This is a genomic window from Kitasatospora sp. NPDC023120, assembly GCF_055560835.1.
Window position 1 is genome coordinate 157975 of the sequence record NZ_JBVHHY010000010.1, and the last position, 24492, is coordinate 182466.

Sequence of the window (24492 nt, forward strand, 5' to 3'; positions counted from 1 at the left end):
CCGCCGCCCAGCAGCGCGGCGGCGGCGAGCCCGGCCGCCCAGTGGAGCACACGGGTACGCATCATCGGATTCCTCTCGGAAACGGGATGGGTGCGGCCATCAGACCGTCCGCCGGTCGGGGCGCGCCGCGATTGGTCGCACACGATCGGCTGACACCCGGGGCCCGGGGCCCGGGATGTGGGACCGGGCCCCGATCCGGCCGCCGCCACCGACGGGCGGTCGGACGTCGGCCGTCCGGCTGCGACTCGCCCTACCGCACCGACGCGGCATCGAGGAGCAGCCGGGCGGCCTCCTTGGCGTCGGCGGCGACCGCCGGATCGCCGTGGATGGCGGCGGTGGTGATGGCGCCCTCGGCGAGCAGGGCCAGGTGGGTGGCGGCGGCGGGCGGGGCGCCGGCGGCCTCGGCGAGGCCCGCGAGGTAGCCGCTGAACTCCTCCTTGTGGTGCCGCGCGGCGGCAGCGACGACGGGCGTGGTGGCGCCCAGTTCACCGAAGGAGTTGACGAACGCGCAGCCGCGGAATCCGGGTTCGGCGAACCACAGGCCGAGCCAGTCGTAGACCGCGAGCAGCTGCTCCCGGGGCGGGCCGCCCGCGCGGGAGACGTACACGGCGAGGCTCGCCCGCCAGCGGCCGTCGCGGCGCAGCAGATAGGCCTCGACCAGGTCGTTCTTGGACGGGAAGTGCTGGTAGAGGCGGCGCATCGTGATGCCGGAGGCGGCCCGGACGGCGTCCATGCCCACCGCCTGGATGCCCTGCCCGTAGAACAGCTCCTCGGCCGCGTCGAGGATCCGGGTCCGCGGGTCTTCGAGGTCCATCTGCCGTGCCCTTTGCGTGAGAACGATGGTTCTCCTATCGTAGCCACTACCGTGAGAACGATCGTTCTCGCCGGCGGAACGCCCGTTCTCGAGGAGCTCACCCATGCCCGAACAGCGCGACGGACAGCGCCCGCCCCTGCCCCCGTTCGCCGAGGAGACCGCCCGGCAGAAGGTCCGGGCCGCCGAGGACGCCTGGAACACCCGCGACCCGCGGCGCGTCGCCCTCGCCTACACACCCGACAGCCGCTGGCGCAACCGCGACGAGTTCCTCACCGGCCGCGAGCGGATCGCCGAGTTCCTCACCCGCAAGTGGGACCGCGAGCTCGAGTACCGACTGATCAAGGAGCTCTGGGCGTACGACGGCGACCGCATCGCCGTCCGCTTCGCCTACGAGTGGCAGGACGACGCGGGCCGGTGGTACCGCTCCTACGGCAACGAGAACTGGGAGTTCGCCCCGGACGGTCTGATGGCCCGGCGGCACGCCTCCATCAACGACGTTCCGATCACCGCCGAGGAGCGCCTGTTCCACTGGCCGCTCGGGCGCCGCCCCGACGACCACCCGGGCCTCACCGAACTCGGGCTCTGAGGGCTCCGAGGACGCCGAGGACTCCGGGGACTCTGCGGGCTCCGAGGGTTCCGAGGGCTCGGACCGGATCTGTCGCCGCGTCGGGGTACCGGGTCGTCAGGGCATCGCACGGGGACTGTTCCACGCCTGTGACACGTCGCGAACAGGCCTTCGACCTCGCGCTGGGACGCTTCATCTCGAAAGCGAACAGCACTCGAGGGGGACCTGGAAATGTCCGTGCGCAACAGATTCGGCACCGCCGCCGCGATCGCCCTGATGACCACCGTCGGCGCGGTCCTGCTCTCCGCCTGCGGTCCTGACACCACGGACTCCGGTCCCACCACGGCCCCGACCGGCGCCGCCCCCGGGTCGGCGGCGCCCGGGACGGGCGCGCCCGCCGCCCCGTCCCGCTCCGGCAGCCCCGCGCCGGGCGGCAAGGAGGTCAACGGCACCTCCGCCGCCAACCACCTGACCATCAGCACCGGCACCCAGACCGTCGCGATGAACGGCGCCACCGTCGACTTCGGCACCGCCGTGCGCGACCTCGCGTGGTCCCCCGACGGCAAGAAGGCCGCCTTCGTCAACGGCAACGGCGACCTGGTGGTCGCCAACCCGGACGGCACCGGGAAGGTCACCCTCGCCAAGAACCCCGGCGGGGAGACCTGGTCCCATCCCACCTGGCAGCGCGCCACCTCGGACCCCGGTGTCACCAGCGTCCCCGGCGCCCTGGAGCGCTTCGACACCATCGTGTTCGCGAGCAGCAAGGGCGGCGTGCTGAAGCTGGAGAAGGTCCCCACCAAGTCCCCCGGCGCCACCCCCGAGGTGCTCACCCCGCACAGCTCCGAGGGCGGCAACGACAACCTGCCGCAGCCGCCGCAGACCGGCAACGCCTGGGCCAACGCGGGCGGCCACCGCGGCGAGATCGCGTACGCCAACACCCCGGCCAACGAGGTCTACATCTACGACGACTACATCCGGCCCGCCGCGCGGGACATGGGCAAGGGCTCCCAGCCGGCCCTCTCCCCCGACGGCGAGCACCTGGTCTTCGTCCGCTCGGTGAACGGACACGACCACCTGTTCACCCGCTCCACGCAGTGGGACCAGAAGGCCGAGAAGGACCTCACCCCGTCGGCCACCACCGACTACACCGAGCCCGCGTGGTCCCCCGACGGCAAGACCATCGCGGTCCGCACCCCGGACGGCGTCTCCACCCTGCCCGCCGACGGCTCCGCCGCACCGACCCAGGTCTCCACCCTCAAGGGCCTGCCCGCGTACCGGCCGTAACCCGGGCAACCGGCCGTGACCCGGGTGGGCGGTCACTGACCCGGGCCCACGGGCCTCGCGGGTCGGTGACCGCCTACCGCCCCTGGCCGGGCTTCGCCAACTCCGCGCGCAGCTCGGCCAGGTGCTCGTCGGCCGACGCGTGCGGCAGGTACTCGACCAGGTCGAGGAAGCGGAACAGCACCCGGGTCTCGGTGACGGCGTATTCGTAGTCCCCGAACCCGACCACCGCGCCCAGCCCGCCGCGCGCCGCCCCGCGGACGGCGGCCGAGGTCAGTTCGTCGGCGGCGTCCTCGGCGGTGACCCGCCGCCGGGCGTTCGGGCGCGCCAGGTAGGGGCAGACCATCGACGCGTAGAGCATGCACGCACGGTGCCCGGGGCCCTCCATGGTCGGGGCGAGGTTGCGGTACGGCCGCCCGTCCGCGAGGGCCTCGGCGATCGCGGCGCTCTCGGCGGCCCCCACGACCCGCCACACCGGTCCGCGCTCCATGAACCCGCCACACACCGAACACCGGCGCTCCAGCGCGCAGTCGGCGCTGCGCCCGTGGTCCGTCAGCGCGAACTGCGGCTCGCCCCCATGCCACGGCGTGATCGCCGGCACCGGGTACCCCCGCCCGTCCCGGGGCCGTGCCCCCACACCGTCCGGCATCGGCACAAGTTCGAATCGCACGCCCCTATCGATACCAGGGACGGGTACGGCCGGTCGACCCCGGGGCCCGCACCCCCGCCCACCGGAACCGCCGCCGAAATTCGCGGGCGGTGCGCCGTCCGGCGCCCTATCGTGAACCGCCGCCGTCCGGACCGGACGGCCCCGATGGGAACCCGACGGAAGGACGAGGCGGAGTGCCGGACCCGTACACGATCATGCTGGACGCCGATTTGAGCAAGGCCTTCGACGTCTGGTCCGGCTACCTGGACGCCCGGACGAAAGAGGATCCTCGGGCCCTTGCCGCGCTGCGCGCCACCCTGGAGTCGGCCCGCGCGGCCGCCGCCGAGGGCGACGGAGGGACGGCACGCGCCCGGGTGGCGCAGCTGTACGACGACGCCCGGGAGGCCGGCCTGCGCTGGGCCCCCGCGCGGCCCCGCCCGCGCGAGGCGGACCGGCAGGCCCACGACTACGTCAAGGACACCCTCCCGCAGGTGCTCCCGCGGCACGTGCGGGAACGGCTCTTCCAGATCGAGCTCTTCCTGAGCGTCACCGGCCGCCGCCTCCGGTGCGCTTCCGGCCTGGACGAGGCCACCCGTGAGGACATCCTCTACGTCACCGCGCGGGCCGAGCTGGCCCTCGACCTCGTCCACCTGCCCGCGGCGCAGCGCGAACTCGAGCGCCTGAAGGAGATCGCCCGGCGCGTCGGCGTGGAGGACTGACCGCCGTCAGCCGACTGCGGTCAGGTCGACCGCGGTCGGTCCGATCGGCCGTCCTCCGTCGCCTCCTGGGCGAGCATCACCTTCCGCAGCAGGTCCGACAGCGTGCGCCGCTCGTCCTCCGAGAGCACCCCCAGCAGTCGGCGCTCCTCCCGCCCGACCACGTCGAGGGCCTCGTGCCACGCGGCGCGCCCGGCGTCCGTCAGTGCGATGTCGACCTTCCGGCGGTCCGCCGTGGAGGGCGTGCGCTGGACGAAGCCGCGCCGCTCCAGGGTCTCCAGGCGGCCGGTGATGGAGGCCGGGGCGAGGTTGAGGTCGGCGCGCAGGTCGGAGGGGGCGGCGTGGCCGCCGCGGCCGGCGAGCTCGTGGAGGGTGTCGAACTCGTGCTTCTGCAGGCCGTAGTCGGCAACGCCCTGTTCGCGGACCCGGCGGAAGTGCCTGGTGAGCTTGGACATGCGGGTGACGGCGGCCTCGATGTCCGGGTCGAGGCCGGGCAGCACCGGCCGCCAGCGCTCGACGTGGCCGTCCGTCCAGTCGCGGGGCGGGGTGTCGTGCTGGTGGAGGTGCTCGGCCATGGCAGGAGTCTACAAACCCTGAAGCGCCGCCACCAAGATATTCGTTGCCAAAATTTCGACACCGAAATACAGTGCGGCGCGTGACGAGCCACCCTTTGCGCCTCCCCGCCTTCCGCCTGCTCTTCCTCGGCCGGACGATCTCCACGCTCGGCGACGCCGTCGTCCCCGCCGCCCTCGCCATCGCCATCACCCGGGCCACCGGCTCCTCCGCCGCGCTCGCCCTGGTGCTGGCCTGCGCGATGGTGCCGAGGCTGCTCCTGCTGCCGTTCGGCGGGGTCGTCGGGGACCGCTTCGACCCGCGGCTGGTCGCGCTCACGACCGACCTGGTCCGGGCCGTCGCCCAGCTGCTCGTCGGTCTGGAACTGCTCGGCGGGCATCCGAGCCTGCCGCACATCGCCCTCGCCTCGGCGGTCGGCGGTGTCGCCTCCGCTTTCGCCATCCCCACCGCCACGCCGCTGGTCGCGGCCACCGTCCGGGGCGAGCAGCGGCTGCGGGCCAACGCCCTGCTCGGCACCGCGAACGGCGCCGCGCGCCTCGGCGGCCCGGCGCTCGCCGGGCTGCTGGTGTACACCGCGGGGCCCGGCTGGGCGTTCGTGCTGGACGGCGCGTCCTTCGTACTGAGCGCCGCGCTGCTCGCCCGGCTCACCGTGGACCGTGAGACGGGTGCCGAGCGCGCCACCGACGGACCGCGCTCGCTGCGCCGGGACCTCGCCGAGGGCTGGAGCGAGGTGCGCGCCCGGGACTGGTACTGGACCAGTCTGATCGCCCACGGCGTGTGGAACGGCGCGAGCGCCGTTCTGCTCACCCTCGGCCCGCTGATCGCCGCCACCCGCCTCGGCGGCGACGGCGTCTGGGTGGCGCTCACCCAGGCCGGGGCGGTGGGGCTGCTGGTCGGCTCGCTGATCGCCGGACGGGTCCGGCCCCGGCGCCCGGTACTGGCCGGCAACCTCGCGCTCGCGCTGTACGGGCTGCCGCTGCTCGCGCTCTCCGTCCCGGCCCCGGCGCCCGTCGCGGTGGCCGCGCAGGCGGTGGCGATGGCCGGGCTGGGCTTCCTCAACCCGGTGTGGCAGACGGTGGTGCAGCAGGACTTCCCGGCCGGGACCCTGGCCCGGGTCACCTCGTACGACTGGCTGCTCTCGCTGGGCGCCGCCCCGGTCGGGTACGTCCTGGCGCCGCTCGCCGCCGACGCCTGGGGCAGTCGGGTGCCGCTGCTGGCGGCGGCGGTGCTGGTGACGCTGGTCTGCGCGGGCACCGCGGCGGTGCCCGGCGTGCGTGGGCACCGCGCGCGACCGGCCTCCGCGGGCGAGCCCGGACCGGTGACCGAACAGCAGCCACCGGTCCGGGCTCGGGATCTGGTTCAGGATCGGGCTCGGACCGGGGTCAAGCCCTGATCACCGCGGCTCAGTTCCAGATGCCGGTGATGTCGCTCGCGGTGGCCGCGTTGCCCGCGTGGCCGCCGGCACCGGACAGGTCCTCCAGGGTGCGCAGCACGTTGTAGTGGTTGTAGGTGGTGGCGGAGCTGCTGCCGGGGATGACGTGCGCGCCGTAGACCACGGTCGGGATCCGGTTGCCGGACAGCTTGTTGTCCTCGTCGAAGGTGACGACCAGCAGGCTGTTGTGGGTCTGGGCCCAGGTGGCGTAGGCGCCGAGGTTGTTCTTGATCCAGGTGTCGCCGGTGCTGACCGAGCAGTCGTGCATGTCGCTGCAGAGGTTCGGCACGACGAAGGAGACGTTCGGCAGGGTGGTGTAGTCGGTCGGGAACTGCGCGAAGGTCTTGGCCGAGCTGAGCGGCACGTTGCCGAAGCCGAACCACGGGTTGTGCTTCTGGGCGTAGTTGCCGCTGCTGCAGGTGGTGCTGCCCTGGCTCGGCAGGGACTCGTTGTAGCTGGCCCAGGTCTTGCCGGCGGCGATGACCTCGGAGGCCAGGTTGGCGCTCTGGAAGCCGCCGACGGTCACACAGCTGTCGTCGACGCGGCCCTGGGTGGAGCCGGAGAACAGCGCGTAGTAGTTCGGCTCGCTCGGGTGGGTGATGCCGAAGGACTGGGTGAGGTTGGCGCCGCCGGCCTTCAGGGTGTTGTTGATGTACGGGGCGCTGCTGCTGCCGATGACCTGGGTGTAGGCGTGGTTCTCCATCACGACGACGACGATGTGGTCGGGCGTGGGCAGGGCGGCCGCCTGCGCGGTGGTGGCGGTCGCGGCCCACAGGCCGGCGGAGGCGGCGACCAGGGCGACGGCGGAGCCGATCGCGGTGGCGGTGCGGCGGGAACGGGGGTTCAGGGGCTTCGTGGACGAAGTCATGACAATCCTCGGGTGAGGAGCGGCCCGGCGAGCCGCTCGGCTTGGGGGGTGAGGGGATCCGGCGGTGCGGGGGCCGGCACGGGGGGTGCACCGGACCGCGCGTCGAGCGCCCGAACAGCATGAGGGCCGGGCCGTCGACGCGGGTAGACGACAGCAGGTAAAACCTTGGCTCCGGAGCGGGAAACGAACGGTGCGCCCGCCGGGCCGGTGCCCACGACGGACGATGCGGGCGAACCGGTTCACATTGCCTTCGCCCGCCCCGCCGGTGATGGTGATCAGCGAACGGCACGGCCCGACGCCGCGTCAGCTGACGAGAGGACCGAGGAACATGGCGAAGAACAGCCTTCTGCGTCCCCTCGCGGTGGCCGCCACCGCTGCCGTCCTGGTGGCCACCGGCGCCGCGCACGCCGTGGCCGCCGACCGGGGCACCGCCGACGCGCCGCCCGCCTCCGACATCGCCGGCGTGCTGGCCGCCCTGCAGGCCGCCACCGGCGCCGGCGCCCCGGGCGCCTTCGCGGTGATCCGCGACCACGGCGGCAGGGAGGGGACCCGCCGGGTGTCGATCGGCCAGGCGAACCTGGACGGGACCCCGATGAACTCCTCGTGGAGGTTCCGGGTCGGCCGCAACAGCAAGATGTTCACCGCCGTTCTCGTGATGCAGCTGGCGCAGGAGGGCCGGATCGACCTCGACAAGCCGCTGCGCGACTACCTCCCCGAGGGCACCCTGCCGGAGGGCTGGACGATGACGGGCTGCGCCCGGGTGGGTCAGCGCCTCGGCGGCCCCGGCCGGGGGCCGTCCGCGCTCAGGTCGGTGAGCGCCTCGGTGAGCAGTTCGCGGGCCTCCTCGGCGCGGCCCTGCTCGATCAGCGCGGTGCCCAGTTCGGTCAGGGTCTTGGTCGTGCTGTCCGGCCGCCCGACCGCCTCGTAGTGCGCCAGGGCCTGCCGGTAGGCCTTCTCGGCGGCCGGCCAGCGCTTCAACGCCGCGCGGTCCAGGCCCAGTTCGTGCGCGGTCATGGCCGCCAGCAGGTTCATCAGCGGCGAGGACCAGCGCTCCACCAGCTCCAGCGCGCCGGCCAGGGCCCGGCGGCGGGTGTCCGCGGCCTCCTCGGCCCGGCCGGAATCCCGCAGGCAGTTGGCGGCGCCGCGCAGGGTGCCCAGCCGGCCGATCATGGCGGAGCGGTTGTCGACCGCGGCGAAGGCGTCCGCCGCCCGCTCGAAGGCCTCGGTCGCCTCGCGGTGGCGCCGCAGGTAGCGCAGCCCGGAGGCGAGGTAGGTGAGCGCCCAGCCCTGCTGCTCCCGGTCCCCCAGCTCCTGCGCCAACTCCAGCCCCTCGGCGGCCAGTTCGATGCCACGCTGGTAGCGGTGCAGACAGGTGACGTACGTCCAGGCCAGGTAGTTGACGTGCACCGCCTCGGCCCGCCGGTCGCCGAGCGCGCGGGCGGCGTCCACCGACAGCTGGAACACCTCCGCCCAGATCCCCCAGCTCAGCAGCCGGTCGGAGAACCAGTGCATGGCCTCGGCGGTGTCGATCACCTCCCGGTAGCGGCCGGACCGCTGCGCGTGGTGCAGGGCGGCCAGCCACTCCGGGTGCTCGTACTCCAGCCAGCGCGCCGCCTCGGTGAGGTGCGCGGGCGCGGAGCCGGGCGGCTCGGCGCCGTCCTTGGGGTGCTGCGGGCCGGCGTGCTGCAGGTCCGCGTGCGGCGTGCCTGCGTGCTGCGGGCCTGCCTGCTGCGGGCTCGTGTGCTCCGGGTCGAAGCGCAGTCCGTAGGCGGCGGCCCGGTCGAGGATCCGGCGCCCGGCCCGGGTGCGGGCCTCGGCCAGCTCCTCGGCCGTCTCGTCGACGGCCAGCCGCTCGCCCGCGTAGAGCCGCACCAGGTCGTGCAGGCGGTAGCGGTCGGAGGAGGCGGGCTGCACGAGTCCGGCGTCGACCAGCTGCTCCAGCACCAGCTCGGTCCGGGCCGCCGACAGGCCCGCGTAAGCGGCGGCGACGACCGCCGTGAAGTCCGGTCCCGCCGTCAACGCGCAGCGCCGGAGCACCAGTCGGGACTCGGCGGGCAGCCGGCGGTAGGACAGCTCGAAGGCCGGGCGGACCGCCAGGTCGCCGGTCTCCAGCAGGTCCAGGCGGGTCTCCTCGGCGGCCAGCTGGCGCACCAGGTGGGCGACCGGCTGCTGCGGCCGGGCCACCAGCCGCTGCCCGGCGATCCGCAGCGCGAGCGGCAGGTAGCCGCAGAGCCCGGCCAGTTCGGCGGTGGCATCGGGCGCGGCCTCGATCCGCTCACGACCGGCGATCCGGGCCAGCAGGCCCGCTGCCTCGGCCGGGGCGAGCACATCCAGGCTCAGCCGGTGCACCGACTCCAGGCCGGGCAGTGCGTTGCGGCTGGTCACGATGGTCACGGCCGGCCCGGAGCCCGGCAGCAGCGGGCGCACCTGGCCCTCGTCGGCGGCGTCGTCCAGCACCAGGACCAGCCGCCGCTCGCGTACCAGGGCGCGGTAGAGGCCGGCCCGCTCCTCCGTCCCGGCGGGCACCGCGGCGTCCTCGACGCCCAGGGCGCGCAGCACCTGGCCGAGCGCGTCGCGGGCGGGCAGCGGCTGGCCGGACATGCCGCCGAGGTCGAGGGAGAGCTGTCCGTCCGGGAAGCGCTCAGCCAGGGTGTGGGCGGCGTGCAGGGCGAAGGACGTCTTGCCGAGGCCGGGCTGACCGCTCACCAGCACCACCCGGGGGTGGGCGGGCCGGTCGTCCTCGGCGAGGCCGGCCAGCGCGGCGAGGGCGCCCTCCCGGGCGGTGAAGTCGGCGATGTCGCGCGGCAGGGCGAGGGCGCTCTGCCCCGCCGTGACGGGCGGCGCCGCGGGCTCCCGCTGCCGGGGCGCGGTCTGCGCCACGACCCGCGCCGGTCCCGGCCGGACACCGCGCGGGCGCCCGGACTGCGCGGCGCCGTCCAGCAGCCGCGTCTGCTCCCCGTCCAGGCCGAGGGCGACGGCCAGGGCCCGTACGGTGCGCCGCTGCGGCCCGCGCGTCCGGCCGCGCTCCATGTCCCCGAGGGCGCGCAGGCTGACCCCGGCGGCCGCGGCGAGCTCCTCCTGGGTCAGGCCGGCCGCCACCCGGTGACCGGCCAGCAGCCGGCTGAACTCGCCCACGTCCGCACCCGTCCCGCTGCCCCCTGCCGCCACGCCCCGCCCCCCACTCACTCGGTCCTGCCACTTGCGCACTTCTGCCTGGACTCTGCCTGGCTCCGCACCCGGCAGGCGGTACCAGGCAGAAGTATGCCCAGGCGGCGGAAATTCCCCGTACCCGATCCTTCATCGACGTCGCGTCCCAGTTCAGGGGCGCCGCCCGGGTGTCGGGCGGTCCGGCGGCGACGGCGGTTCCACCCGCCGGAACTGCCGGTGGTTCCGCCTGTGGTTCCGCTCTCCGGTGAACGGCTGGACGGGTGCCCGCGGTTCACCGGGTGCTCCCGGGGTCGGGCGGGACGGCTTCGACCGGCGCTCAGCGGTTGCCCCCCGCTCAGCGGTTGCCCCTCGCTCAGCGGTTACCCGCCGCTCAGCGGTTACCCGCCGCTCAGTGGTTACCCGCCGCTCAGTGGCTGCCCGCCGAGAGTGCCGCCGCCCGCTGCCGGGCCTCGGCGCCCTCCACGCTGCGGCCCAGCTCGCACAGCAGGTCCGCCAGCAGGCCGTGCGAGCGCGCCTCGAGCGCGGGATCGCCGACGGTACGGCCGAGGGCGACGGCGAGCCGGGCCGAGGAGAGCGCGGCGTCGCGACGGCCCAGGGCGTGCAGGGCGCGGGCGCGGCTGTGGGTGGCGAGGACGGCCTCGGCGCCGTCGGGGCGGGTGGTGGCGGTACGGACGGCCTCGTCGGCGTGGGTGAGGGCCGGGCCGGGGGCGCCGGCCAGGACCAGGGCGTCGGCCAGGCCCGTGAGCGAGTGCACCAGCAGGTGGTCGGTGGCCGGGGTGCGGGCGGCGGCCACCAGGTCGGTGAGCATCGGCAGCGCCCGCTCGTAGCGGCCGGCCCGCAGCAGTGCGGCGGCGACCCGGCTGCGGCAGTGGTGGCGCAGCGCCGCGTCGCCGGCCCGGTCGGCCGCGGCGACGGCGCGCTCCAGGTGCTCGGCGGCGGTGCGGTGGGCGGCGCGGGCGATGTGCAGGACGGCGAGGTCGGTACCGAGCCGGGCCACGGCCGCGTCGTCGCCGTCCGCGTGCGCGGCCTTCAGCCCGGCCTCGACGACGGCCCGCCAGTGCGTCCGGTCGTGGCCGGTGGCCTCGTACAACAGGGCGATCCGGTGGGCGAGTTGCCAGGACTCGGCGGTCCGCCCGTGCTGCTCGGCGCAGACCACGACGGCCCGCAGGGCGCTCTCCTCGCGGCGGAACCAGGCCGCCGCCCGCTCGTCGGCGCCGGCCGCCGTGCACTCGGCCGTCCAGCCGGCGGTGACGTCCAGGTAGTGGGCGATCAGCCGGTCGAGGGCGACGAACCGTTCGTCGCAGGTGAGTTCGGCGGCCTGCCGGGCGGCGTAGCGGCGCACCAGCTCACTCCGGGCGTAGCGGCCGGGCGCCGTCTCCTCCAGCAGGTGGACCGTGTCCAGCGCGGCCAGCAGGGTGCGGGCGGTGACGGGCGGGAGGTCGGCGATGGCGGCGGCGGTGTCGGTGTCGATCACCGCTCCGGGGTGCAGGCCGAGCAGGGTGAACAGCCGGGCGGCGGCGGGCGGCAGCGTCCGGTGGGTGCGCTCGAGGGCGGTGGTGAGGCCGATCGGGCCGCGGGTGGAGCCCGCTCCGACGCCGGTGCCGATGCCGGAAGTGCCGGCGCCGGAGAGGGCCGCCAATCCGGTCTCCTCGTCGGCGAGTTCGCGGACGAGGTCGCCCGGGGACCATTCGGGTCGGGCGGCCAGCCGGGCGGCGGCCAGACGCAACGCCAGCGGCAGGCGGTCGCAGCGCTCGGCGAGTTCGGCGAGTTCGGTGGCGGCCTCCGGGTCGGATCCGTCCGTCCGGTCCGGTCCGAGGGTGCGGGCGAGCAGCGCGGCGGCGTCCTCGCCGGTGAGCACGCCCAGCGGGATCGGGACGCCGCCCGCGCGGACCAGCAGGTGACGCAGCCGGCTGCGGCTGGTCACGACGGCGACGGGCGCCGGTGCATCGCCGTCCGCGGGGTCGGCGGGATCCTCGAAGTCCGCGCGGTCTGCGGGGTCCGCCGACGGCGGGTCGGGCAGCAGCGGGGCAAGCTGCTCGTAGGAGGCGGCGTCGTCCAGCAGGATCGCCATCCGCCGGCCGGCGACGAGTTCGCGGAACCGACGGGAGCGGTCCTCGGTCGAGGCGGGCATGGCCTCCGGGGCCACGCCGAGGGCGATGAGGAACTCGCCCAGGATGTCGGCGGGTTCACGCGGCCCGTCCGGGTCGAAGCCGCGCAGCTCGGCGCGGAGCAGGCCGTCCGGGAAGTGCCCGGCTCCGCGCTGTGCCGCCCAGTGCTGGACCAGGGCGGTCTTGCCCACCCCGGCCGGACCGGTGACCAGGACCGGGCGGCCGGAGCGGGCGGCGGGCAGGGCCTCGTCCAGCCGGGCGAGTTCGGCGCTCCGGCCGACGAAGCGGCGGTCGGGTGCGGCGGGCCGGGCGCCGAACCGCTCACCGGCGCGGCGCAGTTCCGGGCCGGGCGGGCCGGAGAGCCGGGCCACCGCGCGCTCGTACCGCTCCCGTGCCTCCGCGTGCCGCCCGGACTGCTCGAGGCAGCGGACCAGCCGGGCGGTCAGCGTCTGGCGGGACGGGTTGGCGTCGGCGGCTTGCGCGAGTTCGGTGACCGACTCGCCGCCGCGACCCGCCCGCAGGAGCCCCTCGGCGAACCCCTCCAGGGCGCGCAGCCGCAGGTCGGTCAGCTGCGGGAGGATCAGCTCGCGCAGACGTGCGGAGCCGCAGTCGGCGAGCGCCGGGCCGCGCCACAGGTCCAGCGCGGCGCGCAGCAGCGGCAGCGCCCGGCCTTCCGGTGCCGCGTCGCCCGGGGCGGCGGGCCCGGGCAGCAGCACGCCCGCTTCCTCGCAGAGGCGGACGAAGCGCAGTGCGTCGACCCGGTCCGGCTCGCCGGCCAGCAGGTACCCGGAGCCGCGGGTGCCCAGCTCGAAGGGCGTCCCGTCCAGGAGTTGGCGCAGCGCGGCGACGTGCCCCTGCAGCGCGGCCCGAGCGGTGGGCGGCGCCGCGCCGTCCCAGACCAGCTCGATCAGCTCCTCGGTGGCGAGCGTCTGGTTCAGCCGCACGGCGAGCGCGCTCAGCAGCGCCCGCCGTTTGGGCGCGGAGGGCGTCGCCGCCGTCCCGTCCTCCCGCCGCACGACCACCGGACCGAGCAGATCGATGTGCACGCGCCCCTCTCCTCCCCACCTGCCGAACCCGCCGACTCCCGTCCGAGGATAGGCCCGACCTGCCCGTTCACGCGGGGCCGGGCGGGACGGTCCGTCCGAGGGGCCTCGCACCCCGCTCCGGGCCGTCGATGTCCTGGCTCTCCGTCATGCCCGCACGCTACCCGGTCGGTCCGACACGAAGGCCCGGGCGCCCTCCGGGTTTCGGCCCCTGTCCGGACGCGGTCGGAGCGGCTCGTCGGCGGCCGACGCAACCGGGAGCCGCCCCGACCGCGTCCACCGAGGGCAGGGCGACGGGCCCGGGCTACCCGGACGGGTCGTCGCACTACACTGCTCCACCCCGGGGCCGCCTCGGGCGTGGTGTGTGGCGAGGTGGGGGTACGTGGTGCGGATTCGGCTGCTCGGCCCGGTGGAGTTGCGGGCCGGGGCGGACGGCTTCGCCACCTTGGCGGGGGCGCAGCGGCGGGCGATCCTGGCGCTGCTGGCGCTGGGGCTCGGGCGCGTCGTCACCGTGGACCGGCTCTGCGAGGTGCTGTGGGGGCAGTACCCGCCGGCCAGTGCGCGGTCGGCGGTGCAGGGGCACGTGGCCGCGCTGCGCAAGGTGCTCGCCGGGACGCCGTTCGAGCTGCACACCCGGGCGTCGGGCTATCTGCTGACCGGGCCGTCCGAGGAGGTGGACGCGCTGCACTTCGAGGCGCTGACCGCCCGGGCCGCCGGACTCGCCGAGCAGGGCGGTGCCGGTACCGGCGCCGACTCCAACTCCGGTTTCAGCTCCGGCTCCGGCTCCGGCTCCGACGCCGACGCCGACGCGGACGCCGAGGCGATCGCGCTGCTCGAGGAGGCGCTGCGGCTGTGGCGCGGCGAAGCCCTGGACGACCTGCCCGACACCCCGCTGCGCACCGCCGCGGTGGACAGCCTGACGCAGTCCCGCACCGCCGCCCTGCTCTGCTGGGCCACGCTGCGGCTGCGCCGGGGCACGGGTGCGGCGGCGGTGGCCGTCCTGGAGCAGTACGTACGGTCGGACGGCCTGCGCGAGGGGCTGGTGGCGCTGCTGATGCGCTGTCTGCGCCAGGCCGGCCGGCCCGCGGACGCGCTGGCCGCCTACCACCGGGCCCGGCTGCAGCTGGACCGGGAGCTGGGGATCCGGCCCGGTCCGGCCCTGCAGGCGGCGCTCGCCGAGGTGCTGGCCGACGACGACTCCGAGCGGCTGCCCGTCGCGCCGCCGGGGCCCGGGCCCGCCGCCCGCGTCCCCGACCGACTCCCCCGCCGGCCGGTGGACTTCGTCGGACGGCAGGCCGAGTTCGACCGGCTCGACCAGGCCTGCGACCCCGAACGCGCCGGAGACGGCCCGGTGCTGGTGGTCGGACCCGCCGGGGTCGGCAAGAGCGCACTGGTCACCGCCTGGGCGCACCGGGCCGCCGCCCGTTTCCCGGACGGCCGGCTCCACGCCGACCTGCGCGGCCTCGCCCCGGGCGGGCCGGCACACCCCGCCGCCGTCCTGGCCGACTTCCTGCACACGCTCGGCGTCCCGGCGGACACCGTCCCCGCCGACCGCGCCGCACGCGCCGCGCTCTTCCGCGAACTCAGCAGGGGGCGAAGGCTGTTGGTCATCCTGGACGACGCCGCCGACGCCGACCAGGTCGCCGACCTGCTGCCGGAGGGGCCCGGCTGCGCCGCCGTCGTCACCAGCCGGGGTTCGCTGGAGGAGCTGGTCGCCCTCGAAGGGGCTGCTCTGCTGCGCCTGGCCGCGCTGTCCGAGGCGGACTCCCTGCTGCTCCTGGAACGCGCCCTGACGCCCGAACGGGTGCGCGCCGAGCCGCAGTCCGCCGCCCTCCTCGTCCGCCACTGCGACCGCCTGCCGCTCGCCCTGCGGATCGCCGCCGCCCGCCTCGCCGCCCAGCCCGACTGGACGCTCGCCGAGCTGGCCGAGGAACTCGCCGACGAGCCCACCCGGTTGGCCGTCCTGGACGCCGACGGAACCCTCGGCGTCCGATCCCAGCTGCACCTGACGTATCGTCAACTCTCGAAACGCTCCGCCGAACTGCTCACCGCCCTGGCCGTCCACCCCGGCGGCGAGGTGGACACCCCGGCGAGCGCCGCCCTGCTCCACGCCGACAGCGCCACCGCCCACCGGGCACTCGGCGAGCTGGCCGCCCACCACCTGCTCACCGGCACCTCCCCCGGACGCTACGGCCGCACCGACCTGGTCCGGCTGTTCAGCGCCGGCCTGCTCGCCGAACAGCCGGAACCGCGCCGCCGGTTGCTCCGCGAGCGGCTCGCGGACCACTACCTCGCGGCACTCCAGCACTGCGGCTCCTTCCTCGACCCCGGGCAGGAGGAGTCCGACTCCCCCGCCCACCCGCCGCAGGCCCTGCCGGCGGCCGGTGACATCCGCAGCGCGCTCGACTGGTTCCGCGCCGAGGAGCCCGCCGTCCGCGCGCTGGTCGACGCCACCGCCGTCACCGACCCCGAACGCGGCTGGCGGCTCGCCCTGACCACCGGCTCGCTCTACTACGGCGCCAGCCGCTTCACCGACTGGCTCGCCCGCGCCCGGGTGGGGCAGGAGGCGGCCGAGCGGTCCGGCGACCCGGTCGCGGTCGCACTGCTGCACAACTGCCGGGCGCAGGCCCTGGTCGCGCTCGAACGGCGGCAGGAATCCGCGGAGGCGGCGCGAAAGGCGGTGGCCGCCACCGAGGGCGTGGACGGGCCGCGGGCCGCGTCCGCGCGCATCCGGTCGCTCGCCACCCTCGCCCTGGTCACCGCGATGCTCGGCAACCCCGCCGAGGCCGAGCGGCTGGCGGCCTCCGCCACCTCCCTCGCCCTCGCCTCGGGCAACCTCCGGCGGCTGGTGGACGCCAAGGTCCACCAGGGCTGGGTGAGCCTCGCGGCCGGTGACCGCGAGGGCGCGCAGCGGCGCTCCCGCGAGGCCCGCGAGCTGCTGCCACCGGCCCCGGTCACCCAGGTCCACCTCTGGTCGCTGCTGACCGAGGCGCAGGCGCTGCCGCCGACCGTCCGCGACGAGGCCGCCGACCTCGCCTGGCACGGGCTGCTCGCCGCGTGCGAGGAGGCGGGCCTGCTCTACCTGCACGCGGTCACCGAACAGTCCTACGCGGCGCACCTGTTGGCCCGCGGCCGAGAGCCGGAGGTGGGTGCCCGGCTGCGCACGGCGCTCGACCGGTTCCGCGCCCACGACCGGGAGGCGGGCTGCCGGAGCGAGTTCACCACCAGCCTGGAGGAGTCGCTCGACCTGCGCTCGACCGGCCGACCGCCGGGCCGCTGAGGCACCGGGCCGCTGAGGCGCGCGGACGCCTACCGGGCCGCCGAGGCGGCGCCGCGTCCGCCCGGGGCGTGACCGCTCGGGGCGTGTCCGGCCGACGCGTGTCCGGCCGGGGCGTGCCCGCGCTCGGCCTGGGCGGGCACCCGGTCGACCGGGGCGTGCCCGCGTTCCGCCGGGGCGTACCCGTGCTCCGCCGCCAGGACCGGGCGCAGCGCCCGGATCGCGTAGAAGTTGCGGGACTTGACCGTCCCCGGCGGCACCCCGAGCCGGGCCGAGGCCTCCAGCACCGACCGGTCCTTCAGGTGCAGCTCGACCAGCACCTCGCGGTGGTGCTTCTGCACCCGCCGCAGCGCCAGCGCGATGTCCCGGGCGACCACGACCCGTTCGTACGGGTCCTCGGCGAGCGGGCGGTCCTCCAGTGGCTCGCCGAGCACCTCCTTGGCGCGGGCGGCGGCCATCCGGTAGTGGTCGATGGCTATCCGCCGGGCCACCGTGAACAGCCAGGGCCGGCTCTGCTCGGGCCCGGCGCTCAGCGCCTCCGGGTGCTGCCAGGCGCGCAGCAGGGTCTCCTGCAGGATGTCCTCGGCCTTGCCGCGGTCCCCGCCGGTGGCCCGCAGCAGCGCGCGCAGCAGGTAGCCGCCGTGCAGCCGGTGGATCTCGGCGAGCGTCTCGGGGTCGAGGGTCGGACGGGCCGGGGCGGTGGCGGCCACCGCCGCGTCCGACGGGCCCTCGACGGGCTCGGCGACGGGCGTGGACTGGGCGACGGACGGCTTCGACACGCGCTACCTCTCAGGTCGGGCAGGGGGCACGGTACGGGCAGGGCACCGCTGGACACCGGCCGGAGGTTCCCGGCGGCTACGACAGCACACTGCCGGAGCCCGCCAAGTCCTCACCAACGATCCGCCAACGCCCCCGCCCACGGCACCGTTACCGCCGCCGGATGCCGCGTGGGCGGCGCCCCGCCGGGCGCCGAACCCCTGCCCGGGGCGCCCGGCCCGAAAGCCCTGCCGGGTGCCCGCGACCCGGTTGCGCTCAGCCGCCGTTGAGCTCCCGGACCAGGTCCTGCACCCCGTCCTCGCCGCGGTGCTCGATCAGCATCGCGACCCAGGTCGCCAGCCGCTCCCGCTCCGCTGCCGACCACCCGGGCGCCGACGGGTGCTCGTCCACCACCAGCCCGGCCGCCACTCCCAGCAGCCCCGGCGGCGCCGAGCCGGGCTGCCACCGTCCGTCCGGCACCGCCCGAAGCGCCAGCCGCCGGGCGACCGCGATCACCTCGTCCGCCGCCGCCTCCGGCACCCCCAGCCCGGTCGGTCCCGCCACGATCGGCGCGCCCGTCCGCACCAGGGCCGCGACGAACTCGCGCGCCTCCGGCCCGTCCGCATCCATGCAGTGCCCCTCCCCCGTCCCGATCACGGGACTCGCGCTCGTTCGACCTCGCCGGCACTCGGCGGGCGCCGGGTGCCAACGGACGACGGTACCGAGCGGTGGCCGGTCGAGCGGGGGAATTCGTGCCGAACGACCGGACGGGCGGCCCCGCGGTACGGTCACCCGACACGTCCTCCCGACACGACGAGGGGCACGCGGTGCGCCCTGCCCCGCTCAACGGGCCCCCCGCCGGGAGTGGTTCAGCTGAACCGGAACGGGCCGTTCGACCGTAGTCCCGGGTGGACGGGCCGACCGGAGGCACCGGTCGGGCACGGCACGGACCGGGAGGTCGGGCGATGGCGGGCTCCGAGGGCACCCCGGGCGACGCGGGCACACCCGGCCCGGGCACCGGCGACTACTCGCCGACCGCCCCCGCCCTCACCCGAGGCCGCCGATCCGCTCGACCGGGATGTCCTGCGGCAGCAGGAGGCTGAGCTCGTCGAGGTCCGCCACGTCCAGCCGGGACAGCCGCCCCGCCTGCCGGGTGACCATCGCCTCCAGCACCTGCCGCGCGAACCGCCCGTTGCCGAAGGAGCGGTCGCGCGGGACGGACCCGAACAGGGTGCCGAGCGCCGTCAGAGTCTCCGGGGTGCAGCGGTACCCGGCGGTCTCCGCCTGCAGCCGGACGATGGTGACCAGCTCGTCGTCCGCGTAGTGGTCGAAGGTGATCTCCCGGGAGAAGCGGGAGGCCAGGCCGGGGTTGGAGGCGAGGAAGCCTTGCATCTCCTCCCGGTAGCCGGCGACGATCACCACGACCTCGTCGCGGTGGTCCTCCATCAGCTTCATCAGGGTGTCCACCGCCTCCTGCCCGAAGTCGCCCCCGGCGCCGTGCCGGGGCGTCAGGGTGTAGGCCTCGTCGATGAAGAGCACGCCGCCGCGGGCGCGTTCGAAGGCGTCCCGGGTGAGCTGGGCGGTGTGGCCGATGTAGCGGCCGACGAGGTCGGCGCGGGCGGTCTCCACGAGCTGTCCGGCGGGCAGCACGCCGAGCTCGGCGAGGAGTTCGCCGTACAGCCGGGCGACGGTGGTCTTGCCGGTGCCGGGCGGGCCGGAGAAGACCAGGTGGTGGCTGACGGTGGCGGCGGGCAGGCCGGCCTCGACGCGGCGGCGGGTCTGCCGGGTGAGGTTGACCAGGTCCTCGACCTGTTCCTTGGCGGCGGCGAGGCCGACCATGGCGCGCAGCCGGTCGACCAGCCCGGGCTCCCCCGCCGCGGTGTCCCCGGCGAGGGCCGCGGCAGCCTGCTCGCCGACGTCGACGGGCAGCAGCCGGGTGAGCGCGGCGTTGTCGAACTGCTCCAGTTCGGCGAGCCGGGAGGCCTGTCGGTCGACCATCTCCTCGAACACCGTGCGCGCCGCCCGGCCGTTGCCGAAGTCGGCGCCCTTGGGCATCTTGTCGAAGTGGACGGCGAGCGCCTCGCGGGTGCCCTCGGCGAGTTCGTAGCCGTGGCCGCCGGCGGCGCGCTCGACGATCGTGGTGAGTTCATCGACGCTGTAGTTCCGGAACTCGACGGTGCGGCTGAACCGGGAGGCCAGGCCGGGGTTGGAGGCGAGGAACCCGCGGATCTCCACCTCGTACCCGGCGACGATCACCACCAGGTCGTCGCGGTGGTCCTCCATCAGCTTGACCAGGGTGTCGACGGCCTCGCGGCCGAAGTCGGGACCGGTGCCGCCGGAGCCGGCCGACAGGGTGTACGCCTCATCGATGAACAGCACGCCACCGAGGGCCTCCTTGACCATCTCGGTGGTCTTCAGGGCCGTCCCGCCGATGATCGCGGCGACCAGGTCGGCACGGGCGACCTCGACCAGGTGGCCGCTGCGCAGCACGCCGAGCTCGGCGAGGATCGCGCCGTAGAGCCGGGCGACGGTGGTCTTGCCGGTGCCGGGCGGTCCGGCGAAGACCAGGTGCCGGCTCATCGGGAGAGCGGGAAGGCCGACCTGCTCGCGGCGCCGGGCCAGCTTGTTGAGGTTGACCAGGGTGGCGACCTGCTCCTTGACGCCCTCCAGCCCGACCAGGGCCTGCAGCACGGCCTGCGGCCCCTGCGCGCCGGCGTCGGCCCGTCCGGGCGGGGCGGTGCCGTCAGCGGGCGCGCCCTCCCCCGCGGTGGTGGCGGCACCGGGCGCGGCGGCGGCGACCGACGCCGAACCGTGGGCGTCCGGCGAGCGGTTGTCCCGGCTGTCGAGGTTCTCGACCGCGAGCCGGTCGGTGGGCTCGGTCTGCCGCAGCCCGGCACCCTGGTTCCCGGCGGTCAGGCAGTCGGTGAGCCGGACGGGCTCCGCGGTCTCGGAGCGCAGCCCGTCCACGGTGTTGTCGGTGAGCCGGCAGGCGGTCAGGGTGGCGCGGGCGCCGGCCGTCAGGTGCAGCCCGTGGCGGCGGTTGGCCCGCAACCGGGAGCGGGTGGCGGTGAGTTCGCCGCCGCGCTCGACGCTCGCGCCGTCGAAGGCGTTGTCGGCGGAGTCGACGTCGCGCAGGGTGGCGGCGCCCTCGGGGCCCACCGAGATGCCGCAGGACCTGCTGCCGCGCACCTGGCTGCCGCCGAGGTAGGTGTCGGCGCCGTCGGCGATCCGCACGCCGTGCTTGCCGGAGTCGAGCACGGTGCTGTCCTCGATCCGGCCGCGCCCGTCGCGCAGCACCTCGATGCCGTGGCCGCCGGCCGCGGTGACGGTGGTGCGGCGCAGCAGCGGGTCGGCGCCCTCGCGCACCACGATGCCGGCGCCGGCCGCGCCGCGGACCTCCAGCCGGTCGAACTCGGCGGCGCTCTCCCCGGTGAGTTCGACGCCGTCGGTCTCGGCGTCGCGCACCACCACCCGCACCAGGCCGGGGCCGGCGCACTCGCCGACGTGGATGCCTGCCTGGGCGGGGGCGGTGACCTCGCAGTCCTCGAAGGTGCCTCTGGAGCGGCCCGCGATGTGCAGGCCGTGCCCCTGGGTCCGGACGGCGCGGCAGCGGCGCAGCAGCGGATCGGTGCCGTCGGTGAGCACGTAGCCGTGGCCGCGGACGGCGGTGACGGTGCAGTCCTCCAGCACGACCCGGGCGGTGGAGCCGACGAACACGCCGAGCGCGCTGTCGCGGATCTCGGTGCGCAGCAGGTGCGTGGTGCTCTGCTCCTCCAGGGCGACGGCGGGCTTGTCGGTGGCGGAGATCTCGCAGTCCTCGACGACGCCGCGCGCCTCGCCGTTGGCGCACACCCCGTTGCCGCGGGCGTCGCGCAGCACGCAGCGCCGGACGGTCGGGTTGGCCCGCTCGCCGATCACCAGGGCGGAGGTGCCCAGGTGCTCGATGACGCTGTCCTCGACGACGCTGGTGCCGGTGGACGTCTCGACCAGCCCGGCACCGGCCGGGTTGACCACCCGGCAGCCGCGCATGGCGAGCTCGCCCTGCTGGCGGGTGAGCACGGCGGTCCACGCGTTGCCGGCCACCTCGCAGTCCTGCAGGGAGAGTCGGCCGCGCGGGATGTCCACGGCGGGCAGTTCGTCGTCCTGCCCCTGGAGCACCAGACCGGTCAACCGGACGGCTTCGGTGAGCACTTGGACCACCGAGCCACGCCGCGGGCTGATCCGCACGCTGCCCCGGACGTCCTCGGCGGTGATGCTCACCACCTTGGTGAGCACCAGGTTCTCGTCGTAGCGGCCGGGGCGTACCGAGATCACCGCGCCGCTGCGGGCGGCCTGGAGGGCTTCGCCGATCGTGCGGTAGGAGCCGGGCTCCCGCTGCTCCGCGCAGACCGTCAGCACCGGGCGCGACATGCCTGGGTTCCCTTCGTCGTGGCCGGCCTGCTCATCACGAACAGGTGCGCCTGCACCTGGTCGCGTCGGGACTGCATCCGGTTCCTCCCGGCCTCGCGGCGCACCCGCTCCTCAGGGCGTGCCTTCCGCGCGCCCCTCTCCGGTGCTACGGGCGGCGGGGGCGGTCCGGTTCAGGGGCGGGCGTCCGGGCCGGCGAGGGCGTTCAGGCGGGCGCGGACGGCGTCGGCGTCCCGGTGCTGCAGGTCGTCCAGGATGGCGAGGCTCCGCGTCCAGGCGGCCCGGGCGGCCTCGGCGTCGCCGAGGGCGAGGTGGGTGTCGCCGAGGTGGGTGTGGATGTCGGCCTGCAGGAAGTAGTCGCCGACCGCCTGCCGCAGCCGCAGGGACTCGCGGTAGGCCGGGAGGGCCTCGTGGTACTCGCCGAGGTGGTGGTGGATGAAGCCGATGCTGTCCCAGATGGACGACTGGCCGGGGAGGTTGCCGGTGTCCCGGGCCAGGTCGAGCGCCTGCCGGCAGTACCCGAGGCCCTCCCGCGGCTCGCCCTGGTGCGTCAGGTACCAGCCGATGCTGTTGAGCGCGAGGGCCTGCCCGTTGAGGTCGCCGATCACCCGGAACAGCTCCAGCGCCCGGTGGGACTCCGCGACCGCTTCGGCGTCGGCCTGCTCCTCGCCGAGGGCGAGCGCGAGGTCGAGCCTGGTCCTGCCCTGGCGCGGCCGGTCCCCGAGGGTCTCGAACAGGTCCAGGGCCAGGCACAGTTCGTGCCGGGCCTCGGGCTGGCGACCCTGGGAGCGGTGCACCTGGCCGAGCCAGCGGTGCGCCTGTGCCTGTCCGCCGAGGTCCCCGGTCCGCTCGGCGGCGGCGAGCGCGGTCTCGCTCGCCCGCTGCCACTGCTGCCACAGCCCCGACTTGAGCAGGTAGGACACCTGCGCGCCGACGAGCTGCCAGGCGTGCGCGTCGAGCCCCTCGCGGTGGGCCAGGTCGACGATCCGTTCGAGCACCGGCTGCTCGGCGCGGTACCAGGCGAGCGCCTGCCCGCGGTCGGCGAGGCCTTCCGGCTCCACCCCCGCGGCCGGCTCGGCGAGGGGCAGCGGCTGCCAGGAGGCGTCGTCGGCGTACGCGAGGCAGCCGGCGCGGTGCGCGGTGTGCAGGTAGTGGTCGAGCATCCGCAGGGTCGCCGCGGCCCGCTCCCCCGCGGGCTCGTCGGCGGCCGCCCGTTCGGCGGCGTAGGCGCGCAGCAGGTCGTGCAGGGTGTAGCGGTCCCGGTCCGTCTCCGTGATCAGGTGGGCCCGGTGCAGGTCGTCCAGCAGCCGGCGGGTCTCGGACGGCGGCAGGCCCGCGAGGCTCGCCGCCGCGTCCGCGTCGACGTCCGGGCCCGGGTGCAGGCCGAGCAGCCGGAACAGGCGGGCGGCGGCCGGTGCCAGGGCGCGGTAGGACCAGGAGAGCACCACCCGCACGTCCGCGTGGCCGTCCCCGGTGGACAGCAGGTCCAGGCGGGCCCGGGAGTCGCGCAGTTCGCGCGCCCAGACGCCGAGCGGGGTGCCGGGGCGGTCGGCCGCCCGGGCGGCGGCGATGTTCAGGGCCAGCGGCAGCCGGGCGCACAGCTCGATCAGCTCGTCGGTCTCCTCGGGCTGCTCCTCGACGGCCGCGGGGCCCAGGCGGCGGGCGAGCAGCTGCCGTGCCTCGGCGCGGGAGAGCACGTCGAGGGCGAGCGGGACGGCGCCGTCCAGGGCGACCAGTCCGGGCATCCGGTTCCGGCTGGTGACCACCACCAGGCAGGTGTCCGAGCCGGGCAGTAGCGGACGGACCTGCTCCGCCTCGCGGGCGTTGTCGAGGACGATCAGCGTCCGGGTGCCGGCCAGCCGGCTGCGGTAGAGCGCGAGTCGCCCGTCCGGGTCGGCGGGGATGCGCGGGGCCGGGACACCGAGCGCGTCCAGGAAGCCGCGCGCCACGTCGGCGGCGTCGACCGGGGCCCTGGCCGGATCGAAGCCGCGCAGGTTGGCGAAGAGCTGCCCGTCGGGGAAGCGGTCGGCCACCCGGTGGGCGAAGTGCACGGCGAGCGCGGTCTTGCCGACGCCGGCGGTGCCGGCGATCGCCGAGATCACCACCGCGCCGCAGCCGAGGACCCGCTCGCCCAGCAGTTCGTCCAGCGACTGGAGTTCCCGGGACCGGCCGGTGAAGTGCCGGATCGCCATGGGCAGTTGCTGTGGCACGGTCGGTCCGGTCGGTCGGGGCGAGGAGCGCGGGAACGGCGGGGCGTCCGGTCCGCCCGACCCCTCCGGCTGCTGCGGATCCGCGTCCCGGACCGCGGCCAGCCACCGGGCGCGGGTGTCCGGGTCGACGCCGAGGGCCTCGGCGAGCCGGACCACCGAGGACATCCGGGGCCTGCGCCCACCCGCCTCCAGCGCGCTGATCGACCGGGTCGACACCCCCGAGCGCTCGGCGAGCTCGTCCTGGCTCCACCCCGCCGACAGGCGACGCTCGCGCAACAGCACGGCGAACTCAGCAGCCCCCACACGTCCCCCAGACCCCGGCCAAGCCTGCCGTCGCCCCGCCCCTCCGGCGCGGACCGCGGACGAGCGTAGCGGGAGCGAGCCGAAGTGTCAGGTCAACGTCAGGTCAATGTCGGACCAACGTCGTGGTCGCCCGGACCGCCCGACGGCGACGATGAACGCCCGACGGACCCACCGAGGAGGAGCCCATGAACGCTCGTACCGAGCGAGAACACATCGCTGGCGGGCGTCAGTTCACGCCCCTCGGCCTGCTCGGGCGACATGTAGCCGGGCGAGCCGATCATCGCGCCGGAACCGCACCCGGAACCCGTCGTCCTCGGCGAAC

15 protein-coding genes and 1 pseudogene are annotated in these 24492 nt (G+C 75.7%); 6 read left to right on the forward strand and 10 right to left on the reverse strand.

Annotated features, from left to right (window positions below):
* Positions 1–250 precede the first annotated feature (250 nt).
* Positions 251–814: a TetR/AcrR family transcriptional regulator gene (locus ACZ3TI_RS16955; RefSeq protein ID WP_465726988.1), complete on the reverse strand. Its 564-nt coding sequence runs from the start codon at positions 812–814 to the stop codon at positions 251–253.
* A gap of 103 nt (positions 815–917) precedes the next feature.
* Here ACZ3TI_RS16955 and ACZ3TI_RS16960 point away from each other — a divergent pair, with 103 nt between their 5' ends.
* Entirely contained in the window at positions 918–1400 is a 483-nt protein-coding gene (locus ACZ3TI_RS16960) for a nuclear transport factor 2 family protein (RefSeq protein WP_465726989.1), read from the forward strand.
* A gap of 210 nt (positions 1401–1610) precedes the next feature.
* Positions 1611–2663, forward strand: coding sequence for an LpqB family beta-propeller domain-containing protein (locus ACZ3TI_RS16965; RefSeq protein WP_465726990.1), 1053 nt, complete (start codon positions 1611–1613; stop codon positions 2661–2663).
* Between the two features lie 73 nt (positions 2664–2736).
* Here ACZ3TI_RS16965 and ACZ3TI_RS16970 read toward each other — a convergent pair whose 3' ends face one another.
* Complete coding sequence (locus ACZ3TI_RS16970; protein ID WP_465726991.1) at positions 2737–3330, reverse strand: hypothetical protein; 594 nt, start codon at positions 3328–3330, stop codon at positions 2737–2739.
* Positions 3331–3503: 173 nt separating this feature from the next.
* On the opposite strand from ACZ3TI_RS16970, the gene ACZ3TI_RS16975 reads away from it, so the two are divergent.
* The gene (locus ACZ3TI_RS16975; RefSeq protein WP_465726992.1) at positions 3504–4028 is read left to right on the forward strand and encodes a hypothetical protein; all 525 of its coding nucleotides are present in this window, start codon (positions 3504–3506) and stop codon (positions 4026–4028) included.
* A 20-nt stretch (positions 4029–4048) separates the two neighbouring features.
* Here the strand turns inward: ACZ3TI_RS16975 and ACZ3TI_RS16980 are convergent, their stop codons facing one another.
* Positions 4049–4600, reverse strand: coding sequence for a MarR family winged helix-turn-helix transcriptional regulator (locus ACZ3TI_RS16980; RefSeq protein WP_465726993.1), 552 nt, complete (start codon positions 4598–4600; stop codon positions 4049–4051).
* An 80-nt stretch (positions 4601–4680) separates the two neighbouring features.
* On the opposite strand from ACZ3TI_RS16980, the gene ACZ3TI_RS16985 reads away from it, so the two are divergent.
* Complete coding sequence (locus tag ACZ3TI_RS16985) at positions 4681–5991, forward strand: MFS transporter (RefSeq protein WP_465726994.1); 1311 nt, start codon at positions 4681–4683, stop codon at positions 5989–5991.
* A 10-nt stretch (positions 5992–6001) separates the two neighbouring features.
* Here ACZ3TI_RS16985 and ACZ3TI_RS16990 read toward each other — a convergent pair whose 3' ends face one another.
* Entirely contained in the window at positions 6002–6898 is an 897-nt protein-coding gene (locus ACZ3TI_RS16990; RefSeq protein WP_465726995.1) for an alkaline phosphatase family protein, read from the reverse strand.
* Between the two features lie 328 nt (positions 6899–7226).
* Between ACZ3TI_RS16990 and ACZ3TI_RS16995 the strand changes: the two are divergent.
* Positions 7227–7631, forward strand: a pseudogene (locus tag ACZ3TI_RS16995) (serine hydrolase); the annotation flags it as partial.
* 32 nt (positions 7632–7663) lie between these two features.
* Here the strand turns inward: ACZ3TI_RS16995 and ACZ3TI_RS17000 are convergent.
* Together ACZ3TI_RS17000 and ACZ3TI_RS17005 are read right to left on the reverse strand one after the other, a co-directional pair.
* Positions 7664–10033 carry an ATP-binding protein gene (locus tag ACZ3TI_RS17000; RefSeq protein WP_465726996.1) on the reverse strand — a complete coding sequence of 790 codons (2370 nt, stop codon included), beginning with the start codon at positions 10031–10033 and terminating at the stop codon, positions 7664–7666.
* Positions 10034–10472: 439 nt separating this feature from the next.
* Positions 10473–13220 carry an AfsR/SARP family transcriptional regulator gene (locus ACZ3TI_RS17005; RefSeq protein ID WP_465726997.1) on the reverse strand — a complete coding sequence of 916 codons (2748 nt, stop codon included), beginning with the start codon at positions 13218–13220 and terminating at the stop codon, positions 10473–10475.
* Positions 13221–13599: 379 nt separating this feature from the next.
* Between ACZ3TI_RS17005 and ACZ3TI_RS17010 the strand changes: the two genes are divergently transcribed.
* On the forward strand, positions 13600–16497 hold the full coding sequence (locus ACZ3TI_RS17010) for an AfsR/SARP family transcriptional regulator (RefSeq protein ID WP_465726998.1): 2898 nt from the start codon (positions 13600–13602) through the stop codon (positions 16495–16497).
* A gap of 29 nt (positions 16498–16526) precedes the next feature.
* Here ACZ3TI_RS17010 and ACZ3TI_RS17015 read toward each other — a convergent pair whose 3' ends face one another.
* From ACZ3TI_RS17015 to ACZ3TI_RS17030, 4 genes are all read right to left on the reverse strand, one after another.
* Positions 16527–17273, reverse strand: a complete 747-nt coding sequence (locus ACZ3TI_RS17015; protein WP_465726999.1) for a sigma-70 family RNA polymerase sigma factor — start codon at positions 17271–17273, stop codon at positions 16527–16529.
* A 253-nt stretch (positions 17274–17526) separates the two neighbouring features.
* Complete coding sequence (locus tag ACZ3TI_RS17020) at positions 17527–17880, reverse strand: hypothetical protein (protein WP_465727000.1); 354 nt, start codon at positions 17878–17880, stop codon at positions 17527–17529.
* A 417-nt stretch (positions 17881–18297) separates the two neighbouring features.
* Positions 18298–21660, reverse strand: a complete 3363-nt coding sequence (locus tag ACZ3TI_RS17025; protein WP_465727001.1) for a right-handed parallel beta-helix repeat-containing protein — start codon at positions 21658–21660, stop codon at positions 18298–18300.
* 170 nt (positions 21661–21830) lie between these two features.
* A complete protein-coding gene (locus ACZ3TI_RS17030; RefSeq protein WP_465727002.1) occupies positions 21831–24170 on the reverse strand; it encodes an ATP-binding protein in 2340 nt (779 codons plus the stop codon).
* Positions 24171–24492: the final 322 nt, after the last annotated feature.

What these genes read in the sequence shown, in the direction of transcription:
- ACZ3TI_RS16955 (WP_465726988.1), bottom strand. Translation starts at nt 814, where the DNA reads ATGGACCTCGAAGACCCGCGGACCCGGATCCTCGACGCGGCCGAGGAG.
- ACZ3TI_RS16960 (WP_465726989.1), top strand. Translation starts at nt 918, where the DNA reads ATGCCCGAACAGCGCGACGGACAGCGCCCGCCCCTGCCCCCGTTCGCC.
- ACZ3TI_RS16965 (WP_465726990.1), top strand. Translation starts at nt 1,611, where the DNA reads ATGTCCGTGCGCAACAGATTCGGCACCGCCGCCGCGATCGCCCTGATG.
- ACZ3TI_RS16980 (WP_465726993.1), bottom strand. Translation starts at nt 4,600, where the DNA reads ATGGCCGAGCACCTCCACCAGCACGACACCCCGCCCCGCGACTGGACG.
- ACZ3TI_RS16990 (WP_465726995.1), bottom strand. Translation starts at nt 6,898, where the DNA reads ATGACTTCGTCCACGAAGCCCCTGAACCCCCGTTCCCGCCGCACCGCC.
- ACZ3TI_RS17020 (WP_465727000.1), bottom strand. Translation starts at nt 17,880, where the DNA reads ATGGATGCGGACGGGCCGGAGGCGCGCGAGTTCGTCGCGGCCCTGGTG.
- ACZ3TI_RS17025 (WP_465727001.1), bottom strand. Translation starts at nt 21,660, where the DNA reads ATGTCGCGCCCGGTGCTGACGGTCTGCGCGGAGCAGCGGGAGCCCGGC.